Raw genomic sequence first — 13,837 nt, 5'->3', positions numbered from 1 at the left:
CTGCCGGGCGCGGAGACTGAACGCGGCGGAGGACGCACGCAGCCGAGGACGAACGCGGTGGAAGACGAACGCGGCGGACCGGGGACGCGGTACGCGTCCCCGGTCCGCCGCGACGGCGGTGCCCGGTGTCTACAGGCCGTACTTCTCGCGGGCCTCCTTGACGGCCGTGGCCTTCACCTCGCCGCGGCGGGCCAGCTGGGCCAGGGCCGCGACGACGATCGACGGGGCGTCGATGCCGAAGTGGCGGCGGGCCGCCTCGCGGGTGTCCGACAGGCCGAAACCGTCGGCGCCCAGGGACGAGTAGTCCTGCTCGACCCACTGCGCGATCTGGTCGGGAACCTGGCGCATGTAGTCGGACACGGCCAGCACCGGGCCCTCGGCGCCCTGGAGCGCCTGGCGGACGAACGGCACCCGCTCCTCGCCGCGCAGCAGCGCCGCGTCGGCCTCCAGCGCGTCCCGGCGCAGCTCCGTCCAGGACGTCGCCGACCACACGTCGGCGGCCACGCCCCACTCCTCGGCGAGCAGCCGCTGCGCCCGGAGGGCCCAGTGGATCGCCGTACCGGAGCCGAGCAGCTGGACGCGCGGGGCGTCGGCGGGCACGGCCACACCCGCGGACTCGGCGGTGTTGAAGCGGTACAGGCCCTTGACGATGCCCTCGTCGATGCCCAGACCCTGCGGCTTGGCGGGCTGCGGCAGCGGCTCGTTGTAGACCGTCAGGTAGTAGAAGACGTTCTGGTCCTCACCGGGCGCGGCCTCGCCGTACATCCGGCGCAGACCCTCGCGGACGATCACCGCGATCTCGTAGGCGAAGGCGGGGTCGTAGCTCAGGGCGGCCGGGTTGGTGGCGGCGATGACCGGGGAGTGCCCGTCGGCGTGCTGGAGGCCCTCGCCCGTCAGGGTCGTACGGCCGGCCGTGGCGCCGACGAGGAAGCCGCGGCCGAGCTGGTCGCCGAGCTGCCACATCTGGTCGGCGGTGCGCTGCCAGCCGAACATCGAGTAGAAGATGTAGAACGGGATCATCGCCTCGCCGTGCGTCGCGTACGCGGTCGACGCGGCGATGAAGTCGGCCATGGAACCGGCCTCGGTGATCCCCTCGTTGAGGATCTGGCCGTTCTCGGCCTCCTTGTAGTACATCAGCTGGTCGCGGTCGACCGGCTCGTACGTCTGGCCCTTGGGGGAGTAGATGCCCAGGGACGGGAACAGCGACTCCATGCCGAAGGTGCGCGCCTCGTCGGGGACGATCGGCACCCAGCGCCGGCCCGTCTCCTTGTCGCGGACCAGGTCCTTGACCAGGCGGACGAAGGCCATGGTGGTGGCCACGTTCTGGGAGCCGGAGCCCTTGTCGAAGGAGGCGAAGGCCTTCTCGGCGGGGGCGGGCAGCGGGGCCAGGGCGTGGGTACGGCGGGCGGGGGCCGGGCCGCCGAGGGCCGCGCGGCGCTCCTGGAGGTAGCGGACCTCGGGGGAGTCGGCGCCCGGGTGGCCGTAGGGGACCACGCCGTCGACGAAGTCGCTGTCCTTGATGGGCAGCTCCAGCAGGTCGCGCATCGCCTTGAACTCGTCCACCGAGAGCTTCTTCATCTGGTGGTTGGCGTTCTTCGACGCGAAGCCCTCACCGAGGGTGTGGCCCTTGACCGTCTGGGCCAGGATCACGGTCGGCGCGCCCTTGTGCTCGACGGCGGCCTTGTACGCGGCGTACACCTTGCGGGACTCGTGACCGCCGCGCGAGAGGTGGAAGCATTCGAGGATCTTGTCGTCGCTCAGCAGCTTCGCCATCTCCGCCAGCGCCGGGTCGGCGCCGAAGAAGTCCTGGCGGATGTAGGCGGCGTCGCGGGTCTGGTACGTCTGGACCTGCGCGTCCGGTACCTGGCGCAGCCGGCGTACCAGCGCGCCCGTGGTGTCCAGCTGGAACAGCTCGTCCCAGGCGGAGCCCCACAGCGTCTTGACGACGTTCCAGCCGGCGCCGCGGAACTGTGCCTCCAGCTCCTGCACGATCTTGAAGTTGGCGCGGACCGGGCCGTCGAGGCGCTGGAGGTTGCAGTTGATGACGAAGGTGAGGTTGTCCAGTTCCTCACGGGCGGCGAGCGCGAGGGCCGCCGTCGACTCCGGCTCGTCCATCTCGCCGTCGCCGAGGAACGCCCACACGTGCGAGGCGGAGACGTCCTTGATGCCGCGGTTGGTCAGGTAGCGGTTGAAGCGCGCCTGGTAGATCGCGGAGAGCGGGCCGAGGCCCATCGACACCGTCGGGAACTCCCACAGCCAGGGCAGCCGGCGCGGGTGCGGGTACGACGGCAGGCCGCTGCCGCCGGCCTCCTGGCGGAAGTTGTCCAGGTGGTGCTCGTCCAGGCGGCCGTCGAGGAAGGCGCGGGCGTAGATGCCGGGGGAGGCGTGGCCCTGGATGTACAGCTGGTCGCCGGAACCGTCGCCCTCCTTGCCCTTGAAGAAGTGGTTGAAGCCGGTCTCGTACAGCCAGGCCGCGGAGGCGAAGGTGGCGATGTGGCCGCCGACGCCGTGCTTCGCGCCGCGGGTCACCATGGCGGCCGCGTTCCAGCGGTTCCAGGCGGTGATCCGGGCTTCCATCTCCGGGTCGCCGGGCACGGACGGCTCGGCGGCGGTCGGGATGGTGTTGACGTAGTCGGTCTCGAGGAGTTTCGGCAGCGCGATGCCACCCGCCTCGGCGCGCTCCAGCGTGCGGCGCATCAGGTACGCGGCGCGGTGCGGTCCGGCCTCCCGGGCGACGGCGTCCAGGGAGGCCTGCCATTCGGCGGTCTCCTCCGGGTCGCGGTCCGGGAGCTGGTCGAGCGCGCTCGGCTGGATGGCCTGGGGGTCGGTCATGTCGCCGCCTTCCTCGGTCGAAGGGGGTTCCCTCATCGGTAAGGGTTCGGGGTTGCCCTTGGTCTTTGGCAGGACAGGGCAGCGGACTCCGGTAGAAGTCCGTCGGCGACTGTAACTCCCTGATCGATGATCGATCAAAGGGTTGAGTGCGAAAACCTCTTGATTTGAAGAAAGTCGGCACGCGGTGCCTTCGGTACTGGCACCGGGTGACGCGCTTCGGGGGAGTTTTCGCAGGTGAGCGGTGGGATGCTCGGTGGAGTCAGGCGTGCGGCGCGCAGCCCAGGATCAGGCGCGCGGGGCGCAGCCCAGGACGTGCGCCTTCACCAGCTCCGCGATCCGCGGATCCCGGCGCTTGAACGCCTGCACCAGCTCCTCGTGCTCCTCCGCGTACGACTGCTGGACCGTGCCCAGCCAGCGGATCGACAGCGCCGTGAAGACCTCGATGCCCAGGCCCTCCCACGTGTGCAGCAGCACGGAGTTCTGCGCCGCGCGCACCAGCTCGCGGTGGAAGCCGACCGTGTGGCGCACCTGTGCCGTGCCGTCGCCCTCGCGGTCGGCCTCGTACAGGGCCAGCACGTGCGGCTCCAGCGCCGAGCAGTCCTCCGCGAGCCGCTCGACGGCCAGTTCCGCCGCGATGGCCTCCAGACCCGCCCGGACGGGATAGCTCTCCTCCAGGTCTGCCGCGCTCAGACTGCGGACGCGTACGCCCTTGTTCGGAGCCGACTCGATCAGGCGCAGGGACTCCAGCTCGCGCAACGCCTCCCGGACCGGGGTCTGGCTGACCTCCAGCTCGGTGGCGATCCGGCGCTCCACGATGCGCTCACCCGGCTGCCAGCGCCCGCTGACGATCCCCTCCACGATGTGCTCGCGGATCTGTTCGCGCAGCGAGTGGACGACGGGCGCGGTCATGAGGGCTCCTTCGGGAGGGCTGACGTGTAGACAATACGGCGGGTTCGCTCCGTGGGCAGGGCGCGCGGGGGTGCTTCGGCGCAGGTGAGACGAGGCGCACACGGTGTGGGCGCCCCCCAACGCCGGTGCCCCCGCCCGGAACTTCCCGGGCGGGGGCACCAGCGTGTGACAGCCGGTCGGCGCTACAGGCCCAGCTCGACCTCGAACTCGCCCGCCTCCAGGATCGCCTTGACCGCCGTCAGGTAACGGGCCGCGTCGGCGCCGTCCACCAGACGGTGGTCGTAGGAGAGGGTGAGGTAGGTCATGTCGCGGACGCCGATGACCGTGCCCTCCTCGGTCTCGATGACGGCCGGACGCTTGACCGTGGCACCGATGCCGAGGATCGCGACCTGGTTCGGGGGCACGATGATCGTGTCGAACAGCGCGCCGCGCGAACCGGTGTTGGAGATGGTGAAGGTCGCGCCGGACAGCTCGTCCGGAGTGATCTTGTTGGCGCGGACCTTGCCCGCCAGCTCCGCCGTGGCCTTCGCGATGCCGGCGATGTTGAGGTCGCCCGCGTGCTTGATGACCGGGGTCATCAGGCCCTTCTCGGAGTCCACCGCGATACCGACGCTCTCGGTGTCGAAGTAGGTGATCGTGCCCTCGGCCTCGTTGATCCGGGCGTTGATGACCGGGTGGGCCTTCAGCGCCTGGGCCGCCGCCTTGACGAAGAACGGCATCGGGGAGAGCTTGACGCCCTCGCGTGCGGCGAAGGAGTCCTTGGCCCGGGCGCGCAGGCGCATCAGGCGGGTGACGTCGACCTCGACGACCGACGACAGCTGGGCCTGCTCGTGCAGCGCCTTGACCATGTTGTCGCCGATGACCTTGCGGATGCGGGGCATCTTGACGGTCTGGCCGCGCAGCGGGGAGGCCTCCAGGGCGGGGGCCTTCTTCGCGGCGGGCGCGGCGGCGGCAGCGGCCGGAGCCGGGGCGGCCTTCGCGGCCTCGGCGGCGGCGATGACGTCCTGCTTGCGGATGCGGCCGCCGACGCCGGTGCCCTTGACGCCGGACAGGTCGACGCCGTTCTCCGCGGCGAGCTTGCGCACCAGCGGGGTCACGTACGCGCCCTCGTCGCTCGCCTGGGCGGCGGGCGCCGGAGCGGCCGGGGCGGCAGCCGGGGCGGGGGCGGGCGCCGGAGCCGGCGCCGGAGCGGACGGCACCGGGTCGGGAGCCGGGGTCGTGACCTGCTGCGGAGCCGGAGCCGTCGGCGCCTGCGGGGCGGCCGGGGCCGGGGCGGGAGCGGGAGCCGGGGCGGGCGCCGGAGCCGGAGCGGGTGCCGGGGCAGCGGCGGCGGGCTCCGCGGCCGGGGCGGCCGGAGCCGGGGCGGCGGCCGGAGCAGCGCCCGGCGCGCCGATGACGGCGAGCTTGGCGCCGACCTCGGCGGTCTCGTCCTCGTTCACCACGATCTCCAGCAGCACGCCGGAGGCGGGCGCCGGGATCTCGGTGTCGACCTTGTCCGTGGAGACCTCGAGCAGCGGCTCGTCGGCCTCGACGGAGTCGCCGACCGACTTCAGCCAGCGGGTGACGGTGCCCTCGGTGACGGACTCACCGAGCGCGGGCAGGACCACGTCCGTGCCCTCGGCGGACGCACCGCCGGCGGCGGCCTCGGCCGTCGGGGCCGGGGCGGGGGCGGCCTGCTCCGTGGAGGGAGCGGCCTGGGCGGCCGGGACGGGCGCCTCGGCCTGCGCCGGCTCGGGCTCGGCGGCCGGCTCGGGCTCGGCGGCGGGGGCCGGGGCGGCGGCGGGCGCGCCCGTGCCGTCGTCGATGACGGCCAGCTCGGCACCGACCTCGACGGTCTCGTCCTCGGCGACCTTGATGGAGGCCAGCACGCCGGCGGCGGGCGAGGGGATCTCGGTGTCGACCTTGTCGGTCGACACCTCGAGCAGCGGCTCGTCGGCCTCGACGCGCTCTCCCTCGGCCTTCAGCCAGCGGGTGACAGTGCCCTCGGTGACGCTCTCACCGAGCGCCGGAAGGGTTACGGAAACCGCCATGGTTTCGGTTGCTCCTAACGAATTGCGGAAGTCTGTGTCGTCGCGCCCGTGACCGAAGGCTCAGTCGTGGGAGTGCAGCGGCTTGCCGGCCAGCGCCAGGTGGGCCTCGCCCATCGCCTCGTTCTGCGTCGGGTGGGCGTGGATGAGCTGGGCGACCTCGGCCGGCAGCGCCTCCCAGTTGTAGATCAGCTGGGCCTCGCCCACCTGCTCGCCCATGCGGTCGCCGACCATGTGGACGCCGACCACGGCACCGTCCTTCACCTGGACGAGCTTGATCTCGCCCGAGGTGTTCAGGATCTTGCTCTTGCCGTTGCCCGCCAGGTTGTACTTCAGAGCGACGACCTTGTCCGCGCCGTAGATCTCCTTGGCCTTGGCCTCGGTGATACCCACGGAGGCGACCTCCGGGTGGCAGTACGTCACCCGCGGCACGCCGTCGTAGTCGATCGGGACGGTCTTCAGCCCGGCCAGACGCTCCGCCACCAGGATGCCCTCGGCGAAACCGACGTGCGCGAGCTGGAGCGTCGGGACCAGGTCACCGACGGCGGAGATGGTCGGGACGTTGGTCCGCATGTACTCGTCGACGAGGACGTAACCGCGGTCCATGGCGACCCCGGCCTCCTCGTAGCCCAGGTCCTGGGAGACCGGGCCGCGGCCGACGGCGACGAGGAGGACCTCGGCCTCGAACTGCTTGCCGTCCGCCAGGGTGACCTTCACGCCGTCCTGGGTGTACTCGGACTTCTCGAAGAAGGTGCCCAGGTTGAACTTGATGCCGCGCTTGCGGAACGCGCGCTCCAGCAGCTTCGAGGAGTTCTCGTCCTCGACCGGGACGAGGTGCTTCAGGCCCTCGATGACGGTGACGTCCGCGCCGAAGGACTTCCACGCCGAGGCGAACTCGACGCCGATGACGCCGCCGCCCAGGATGATCGCGGACTTCGGCACGCGGTCCAGGACGAGGGCGTGGTCGGAGGAGATGACCCGGTCGCCGTCGATCTCCAGGCCCGGCAGCGACTTCGGCACGGAGCCGGTCGCCAGCAGGACGTGGCGGCCCTGGACCCGCTGGCCGTTGACGTCGACGGAGGTGGGGGAGGACAGCCGGCCCTCGCCCTCGATGTACGTCACCTTGCGGGACGCGATCAGACCCTGGAGGCCCTTGTACAGGCCGGCGACGACACCGTCCTTGTACTTGTGGACGGCCGGGACGTCGATGCCCTCGAAGGTGGCCTTGACACCGAACTGCTCGCTCTCGCGGGCCTGGTCGGCGATCTCGCCCGCGTGCAGCAGGGCCTTGGTGGGGATGCAGCCCCGGTGCAGGCAGGTGCCGCCGACCTTGTCCTTCTCGATCAGAGCGACGTCCAGGCCCAGCTGCGCCCCGCGCAGGGCCGCGGCGTAACCACCGCTGCCACCGCCGAGGATCACTAGGTCGAAAACGGTGCTGGCGTCGTTCGCCACGTCACGTCCTCCATGCATGTGTGCCGCGCGCCGGGCACCCTGTCCATTCGGGAGGTGACCGGCCGGTCGGCTGGTGTCCGGCCGCTTGATGCTTCGGCCCTTCGGTGGGGGCCCTGTCCTGCCGGGCTCCATCTTTGCACTTGTTCGAGGCGGACGAGACGCCGGGCCGAGGTGTGACGCACCCCACGTCCCCCGGGAGACGCGGGGCGCGCGGAAGGGGCGCGGGGAACCGTGCGAACGGCTCCCCGCGCCCGCGGGCCCGCGCCCGGCGGATCGCGCCGGGCGGTCAGGCGGACATCAGCCGAGGTCGCCCGCGGCCGTCAGCTCCGCCAGCCGCACCAGCGTCCGCACGGCCGTACCCGTGCCGCCCTTGGGGGTGTAACCGAACGGGCCGCCCTCGTTGAACGCGGGGCCGGCGATGTCCAGGTGCGCCCAGGCGATGCCCTCGCCCACGAACTCGCGCAGGAACAGGCCGGCGACCAGCCCGCCGCCCCAGCGCTCGCCCATGTTCGCGATGTCGGCCACGGGTGAGTCCATGCCCTTGCGCAGGTGCTCCGGCAGCGGCATCGGCCAGGCCGGCTCGCCGACCTCCTCGGCCGCCTCGTGCACGGCGGAGCGGAACGCCTCGTCGTTGGCCATGACGCCGAAGGTCCGGCTGCCCAGCGCCAGCATCATCGCGCCGGTCAGGGTGGCGACGTCCACGATCGCGTCCGGGTTCTCCTGCGAGGCCGCCCACAGCGCGTCGGCGAGGACGAGACGGCCCTCGGCGTCGGTGTTGAGGACCTCGACGGTCTTGCCGCTGTACATGCGCAGCACGTCACCCGGACGGACGGCGGAACCCGAGGGCATGTTCTCGGCCAGCGCCAGCCAGCCCGTGACGTTGACGGCGAGGCCCAGGCGGGCGGCGGCGACGACCGCGCCGAACACCGCGGCCGCACCCGCCATGTCGCACTTCATCGTCTCGTTGTGCCCGGCCGGCTTCAGCGAGATGCCGCCGGAGTCGTAGGTGATGCCCTTGCCGACGAAGGCGAGGTGCTTGTCCGCCTCGGGGTGCGTGTACGACAGCTTCACCAGGCGCGGGGGCGCCTCGGAGCCGCCGCCGACGCCCAGGATGCCGCCGTAGCCGCCCTTGGCCAGTGCCTTGTCGTCGAGCACCTGCACCTTGAGGCCGTGCTCCTTGGCCGCGGCCTGCGCGATGCCGGCGAAGTCGGCGGGGGTGAGGTCGTTCGGCGGCGTGTTGACGAGGTCGCGGGCCCGGTTCAGCTCCTCGCAGATCGCGACCGCGCGGGCGAGCGCGCCCTTGTGGGCGGCGTCGCGCGGCTTGCCGCCGAGCAGCGTGGCCTCGGCCAGCGGCGTCTTGCCGTTCTTGGCCTTCGGGTCCTCGGCACCGGCCTTGTAGGTGTCGAAGGAGTACGCGCCGAGCAGCACGCCCTCGCCGATCGCCTCGACGGCGCCGGGGCCGTCGACGGGCAGCGCGAACGCGGCCTTCCGCGCCCCGGCGAGCGCCCGGGCGGCCACGCCGGCCCCCCTGCGCAGCGCCTCGGCGTCGTAACCGGCCTCGGCGTCCTCGGCGTCCTCGGTCCCGGGCTCGGCGCCCAGGCCCACCGCCACCACGAGCGGGGCCCGGAAGCCGGCCGGGGAGGGCAGCTTCGTCAGCTCGCCCTCGGCACCCGAGGCGCCGAGGGTCTCCAGGAGGCCGGCCAGCTTGCCGTCGTACGCCTCGTTCACGGCCTCGGCGCCGGGCGCGAGGACGGGCCCCTGGGCGCCCTTGGCGACACCGATCACGATCGCGTCGGCCCGCAGGCCGGGCGCCGCGGCGGTGCTGAGAGTCAGAGCAGTCACGGTGGTGAGATCTCGCTTCCGATGTGAAGTTGCTGTGGCCGATATGGGGTGGGTCGACCGGGCCCGAGAGCCGACCCTAGGTCCAGGCCTGGAGACAGGTGGCACCGGGGCCTTCACCCTGTCGGCGAACACCCGGGACGAGACTACGCGCGTCCCCCCGATCGCTCATTCCTTCGGGCGTTCAGCCGCGCGTGGCGACATGGCCATTTCTCGCCCCGCGCACACGTGATCTGGGCCACACTCGACGGGTTCCGACCGGGTGACGACCCACCGGTTCGCGAGATTGCCACCGATCCGCCACGGGCTCACCGCGGCGGATCCTCTGGGGGGAGGAACCTGTCATGGCCCACCGCGCGTACCGTCGGAGAACGGCCGGCGTCGCCGTCACGGCCGCGGGACTGTTCACGCTGGGGCTCGCCGCACCCGGCGCCTCGGCGGCGGCCGAGCCACGCGTCGACCTCCGGGTGCTGGTCGTCGACGACGGCGCGGGCCCGGCCGGCGCGATCGCCGCCCAGCTGAGGAGCGAGGGCGTCCCGTACACCGTGCTCGACCTGGGCGACTCCGGGCGCCCCACGATCACCGGCGCCTTCCTGAGCGACACCGTCGGCGGCCGGCCCCGGGCCAGGTTCCAGGGTGTGGTCCTGCCGAACGAGGCCCCGTTCGGCGCGGACTCCGCCGAGCGGACGGCCCTGGAGACGTACGAGAGGACCTACGGCATCCCGCAGGTCGACGCCTACACCTGGGCCCACCCCGGGGTCGGGCTCGACTACGCCGACCACGACGGGTACACCGGCCCGCTGGACGGCCGCAGCGCCACCGTCACCCCGGCCGGCCGGACGGGTCCCTTCGGCTATCTGCGGGGCTCCTTCTCCTTCGAGGACGACACGCCCTCGGCGGACGAGAGCTACGGCTTCGTCGCCCAGCCCCGCACCGGCTTCACCAGCTACGTCGACACCCCCGTGCCCGGCGGCTCCGGCACCGGCACCCTGCTCGGCGAGTACGCGCACGACGGCCGCCGCGAGCTGGTCGTCACCTTCGCCTACAACCAGTACCAGCAGCAGTTCCGGGTCCTGGCCCGCGGCATGGTCGAGTGGCTCACCCAGGGCGTGCACCTCGGACAGGCCCGGGACTACTTCGCCGTCCACGTCGACGACGTCCTCGCGTCCGACGCCCGCTGGGACACCGAGCGCAACTGCACGCCCGGCGACATCGACTGCGCGGGCGGCGGCGAGGACACCGGGACACCGATCCGCATGACCGCGGCCGACGCGCAGTACGCGGCCCAGTGGGAGAAGAGCCACGGTTTCACGCTGGACCTGGCGTTCAACGCGGGCGCCGGCGAGGAGTGGAGGACCGGGAACGGCGGCAAGGACCCGCTCGCCGACCAGCTCCTGACGGACAAGGCCGCCTACCGCTGGGTGAACCACACCTACACCCACCTCTTCCTCGGCTGCGTCCAGGACACCTCGGCCGTGCCGTGGAGCTGCGCGAAGAACGCCGACGGCACGACCAGGTGGGTGAGCCGCTCCGACATCTCCCGGGAGATCTCCGCCAACGCCGACTGGGCGCTCTCGCACGGCCTGCCCGTCGACCGCAGCGAGCTGGTCACCGGTGAGCACTCCGGCCTGAAGACCCTGCCGCAGCAGCCGCAGGACAACCCCGGCCTCGGGCCGGCGCTGGCCGCCGAAGGGGTGAGGTGGACGGCCTCCGACAACTCCCGGGAGTCCGCGCAGCGCGCCGTGGGCGGCAGCGCGCTCACCGTGCCCCGCTACCCGATGAACGTGTACTACAACGCCGGCACCAAGGCCGAGATGGCCGACGAGTACAACTGGATCTACACCGCGAAGGCCGACGGCGGCAGCGGCGTCTGCACGGACAACCCGGCCTCCACCTGCCTGTCCGAGCCGCTGGACACCGCCACCGGGTTCACCGACCGCATCGTGCCGGCCGAGGCGCACACCGACCTCGGGCACGTCCTGAGCAACGACCCCCGCCCGCACTACGCCCACCAGTCCAACCTGGCCGAGGACCGCGTCCTCTACCCGGTGCTGGACCGGGTCCTCGCCGACCACCGGGCACTGTTCGCCGACAACACCCCCGTCGTGAACCTCCGTCAGAGCGCGATCGGCGCCGAACTCCAGAACCGGGCCCGGTGGCAGACCGCCCTCGACGCCGGCAAGGTCACCGCCTACCGCGTCGGGAACACCGTGACGGTCACCGCCCCGTCGGGGACGAGGATCCCGGTCACGGCACCGGAGGGCACCAAGCAGCAGTTCCTGCTCTCCTCCGCCGCCTTCGGCACGCCGTACGCGGGCACGCGCTCGGCGTGGGGGACACCGGGCGCCCTCCAGGCGGCGCTCACACTGAAACTGCCGTAGGGAAGCACGCCGAAGGGGTGCGGTGCCGGGCACGGTCCCGCGCCCCGGAGGCGGCGTACGCCGCGGGCGGCGGCTAGCGGCCGAGGCACAGCACGACGAGCGCGGCCGTCGCGGCCGTCTCCGCGAGCGCGCCGAACACGTCCCCGGTGACCCCGCCGAACCGGCGGACGCAGCGCCGCAGCAGCGGTTCGGCGACGACGACGGCGGCGGCCACGGCGAGGGCGGTACGCACGCTGTCGTACCCGCCGAGGCAGGCCCCCGCCGCACCGGCCACGCAGATCACCCCGGCCGCCACCGCCAGCGCCGCGCCCCTGGGCACCACCGCGGCCACCGCCGCCCCCAGTCCCTCCGGGCGGGCGGCCGGCACCCCGGCGCGGGCGGCCAGGGTGAGCGCGAGACGGGCGGCGGTCGCCGAGACGACCGCGGCCAGCGCACCCCGCGCCCAGGAACCGCCGTAGAGCTGGGCCAGCGCGGCCACCTGGGCCAGCAGTACCAGCACCAGGGTGAGCACCCCGAACGGCCCGATGTCCGACTGCTTCATGATCCTGAGCGCGTCCTCTGCGGACCTGCCGCTGCCCAGCCCGTCGGCGGTGTCGGCGAGCCCGTCGAGGTGCAGCCCCCGGGTCAGCGCGGCCGGTACGGCGACCGAGGCGACGGCGGCGAGCAGCGGTCCCGCGCCGAGCAGGAGCAGCAGCAGGCCGAGCCCGGCCGCGCAGCCGCCGACGACGAGACCGGCCACCGGGGCGCACAGCATGCCCCCGCGGGCGGCCTCCCGGTCCCACCGGCGTACCCGGACGGGCAGCACGGTGAGGGTGCCGAAGGCGAAGCGGAGACCGTCGAGAGGGGAGGACGTGAGCACCGGCGCAGGTTACCGGGCGCCCACCGGGCCGCCTCCCGCCCCCGGGCCCATCCGGTCCGACCGAGACAGTCGGGCATATCCGGGTAATGTGCGCCTATGGGGCACTGGTGGGTGCGGAACATCGTCGAGCCGGGCAAGCTGCCCCTGCTCCTCGCCCTCAGCGCCTTCGTGCTGACCTTCGTCGTCACCCGCGTCATCACCCGCCTGATCCGCGCGGGCAGGGGCCCGTTCGGCAACGTCGAGGCGGGCGGCCTGCACATCCACCACGCCGTCCCCGGGGTCGTCCTCACCGTCGTCGGCGGCTTCGGCGCGGTGGCCAGCGACCGGCACGGCGCCGGCGGGGCCGTCGCGGCCGTCGTGTTCGGCATCGGCGTGGGCCTGGTCCTGGACGAGTTCGCGCTGATCCTGCACCTGAACGACGTCTACTGGACCGAGGACGGCCGCAAGAGCGTCGAGGTCGTCGTGCTCACCGCCGCCCTGGTCGGCCTGCTGCTGGCCGGCTTCTCCCCGTTCGGCGTCAACGACCTGACCCAGCAGGAACTGGCGGACCGCGGCAGCGTCATCGCCACCATCGCCGGGAACTTCCTCTTCTCGCTCATCGCCCTGGGCAAGGGCAAGACCCGCACCGCCGTCTTCGGCACGATCGTGCCGCTGGTCGCGCTCGTCGGCGCCGTCCGGCTGGCCCGCCCCGGCTCCGCGTGGGCCCGCCGCTTCTACGGCGGCCGTCCCCGCGCCCGCGCCAGGGCCGCCCTGCGCGCCTATCACCACGACCGCCGCTGGGCCCGGCCGCGCCGCGCCGTTCAGGACTGGATCGGCGGCAAGCCCGACCCACGCCCGGCGCGCCTGCCCGGCGGCAGGTGAGTCAGGGTTCGGGGCGGCACGCGGCCGTGCCGGTGCCGCACCGCCACCAGCAGGCACAGCAGCCCCACGGCCGTCAGCGCGGCCAGATGCTCCTTGCCCGCGAGGTTCCCCTTCACCAGCACCTCGACGACCATCGCCAGGGTCACCGCGCCCGCCGTCCCGTAGGCGCCGTACCGCCAGCTCACGAACACCGCCAGCCCCACGACGGCCGCCGACGGGCCGGTGTCCACCACCTGCGCGTCGGTCCACGGCAACCCGAACGGGGCGTGCGCGCCGAGCGTGATGCCGAGGCGCGCGTACAGCGTGCCGGCGAGCGTGGCGACGTACGCGATGACCAGCGTCCGCCACCACCCCAGGCACAGCTCGGCGACCCCCAACACCAGCAGGAGCTGCGCCAGCGCCCCCCACACCGGCAGGTCCAGCGCCGGCACGAACAGCGACAGGGGGGTGCGCAGCAGGGCCAGCCACAGCGGGTCCTCGGCCCGTACGGCGCCCAGGTCCTGCACCACCCGGTACCCCCACGGCTGGTTCTGCACGTACTGGAGCAACGCCGTCAGGCACACCACCCCGACGGTCATCGGCAGTGCCGCCGGGCCCCGCTCCCGCAGGGGCGTGCGCGCGGTGTCGTACAGCAGCCCCCACTCGGCGCGGGCCCAGCGGGCGGGCGTTCTCATCAG

At 73.0% G+C, this 13,837-nt stretch carries 9 protein-coding genes; 2 read left to right on the top strand and 7 right to left on the bottom strand.

All coding sequences use genetic code 11. The annotated features are described in order from the left end of the window. Positions 1-129 precede the first annotated feature (129 nt). The 5 genes from aceE to AB0F03_RS01175 form a co-directional block, all read right to left on the bottom strand. Positions 130-2,832 (bottom strand): pyruvate dehydrogenase (acetyl-transferring), homodimeric type, encoded by a 2,703-nt coding sequence (aceE, locus tag AB0F03_RS01195; RefSeq protein ID WP_361985014.1) that lies wholly within the window; start codon positions 2,830-2,832, stop codon positions 130-132. 285 nt (positions 2,833-3,117) lie between these two features. Next, positions 3,118-3,741, bottom strand: a complete 624-nt coding sequence (locus AB0F03_RS01190) for a GntR family transcriptional regulator (protein ID WP_361985011.1) — start codon at positions 3,739-3,741, stop codon at positions 3,118-3,120. Positions 3,742-3,923: 182 nt separating this feature from the next. Further along, the gene (gene sucB / locus AB0F03_RS01185) at positions 3,924-5,771 is read right to left on the bottom strand and encodes a 2-oxoglutarate dehydrogenase, E2 component, dihydrolipoamide succinyltransferase (RefSeq protein ID WP_361985008.1); all 1,848 of its coding nucleotides are present in this window, start codon (positions 5,769-5,771) and stop codon (positions 3,924-3,926) included. Positions 5,772-5,831: 60 nt separating this feature from the next. After that, positions 5,832-7,220 (bottom strand): dihydrolipoyl dehydrogenase, encoded by a 1,389-nt coding sequence (lpdA, locus tag AB0F03_RS01180; protein ID WP_361985005.1) that lies wholly within the window; start codon positions 7,218-7,220, stop codon positions 5,832-5,834. Between the two features lie 297 nt (positions 7,221-7,517). Further along, on the bottom strand, positions 7,518-9,062 hold the full coding sequence (locus AB0F03_RS01175; protein WP_361985003.1) for a leucyl aminopeptidase: 1,545 nt from the start codon (positions 9,060-9,062) through the stop codon (positions 7,518-7,520). A 341-nt stretch (positions 9,063-9,403) separates the two neighbouring features. On the opposite strand from AB0F03_RS01175, the gene AB0F03_RS01170 reads away from it, so the two are divergent. Beyond that, positions 9,404-11,440: a hypothetical protein gene (locus AB0F03_RS01170; protein ID WP_361985001.1), complete on the top strand. Its 2,037-nt coding sequence runs from the start codon at positions 9,404-9,406 to the stop codon at positions 11,438-11,440. A 73-nt stretch (positions 11,441-11,513) separates the two neighbouring features. On the opposite strand, the gene AB0F03_RS01165 is transcribed toward AB0F03_RS01170, so the two are convergent. Further along, complete coding sequence (locus AB0F03_RS01165; protein ID WP_361984998.1) at positions 11,514-12,299, bottom strand: adenosylcobinamide-GDP ribazoletransferase; 786 nt, start codon at positions 12,297-12,299, stop codon at positions 11,514-11,516. 96 nt (positions 12,300-12,395) lie between these two features. Here AB0F03_RS01165 and AB0F03_RS01160 point away from each other — a divergent pair, with 96 nt between their 5' ends. Further along, a complete protein-coding gene (locus tag AB0F03_RS01160) occupies positions 12,396-13,160 on the top strand; it encodes a hypothetical protein (protein WP_361984995.1) in 765 nt (254 codons plus the stop codon). On the opposite strand, the gene AB0F03_RS01155 is transcribed toward AB0F03_RS01160, so the two are convergent. Then, positions 13,100-13,834, bottom strand: coding sequence for a hypothetical protein (locus AB0F03_RS01155; RefSeq protein WP_361984992.1), 735 nt, complete (start codon positions 13,832-13,834; stop codon positions 13,100-13,102). The two genes, AB0F03_RS01160 and AB0F03_RS01155, sit on opposite strands and share 61 nt — an antisense overlap. Positions 13,835-13,837: the final 3 nt, after the last annotated feature.

The sequence above is a fragment of the Streptomyces sp. NPDC028722 genome (assembly GCF_040637655.1).
Classification (GTDB): Bacteria; Actinomycetota; Actinomycetes; order Streptomycetales; family Streptomycetaceae; genus Streptomyces.
This window is presented reverse-complemented; position numbering and strand designations above follow the sequence as displayed.

Bases quoted from the DNA above. Each gene is read 5' to 3' on its own strand.
- AB0F03_RS01155 (WP_361984992.1), bottom strand. From the start codon at position 13,834: ATGAGAACGCCCGCCCGCTGGGCCCGCGCCGAGTGGGGGCTGCTGTAC.
- AB0F03_RS01160 (WP_361984995.1), top strand. From the start codon at position 12,396: ATGGGGCACTGGTGGGTGCGGAACATCGTCGAGCCGGGCAAGCTGCCC.
- AB0F03_RS01170 (WP_361985001.1), top strand. From the start codon at position 9,404: ATGGCCCACCGCGCGTACCGTCGGAGAACGGCCGGCGTCGCCGTCACG.
- sucB (WP_361985008.1), bottom strand. From the start codon at position 5,771: ATGGCGGTTTCCGTAACCCTTCCGGCGCTCGGTGAGAGCGTCACCGAG.
- aceE (WP_361985014.1), bottom strand. From the start codon at position 2,832: ATGACCGACCCCCAGGCCATCCAGCCGAGCGCGCTCGACCAGCTCCCG.
- AB0F03_RS01190 (WP_361985011.1), bottom strand. From the start codon at position 3,741: ATGACCGCGCCCGTCGTCCACTCGCTGCGCGAACAGATCCGCGAGCAC.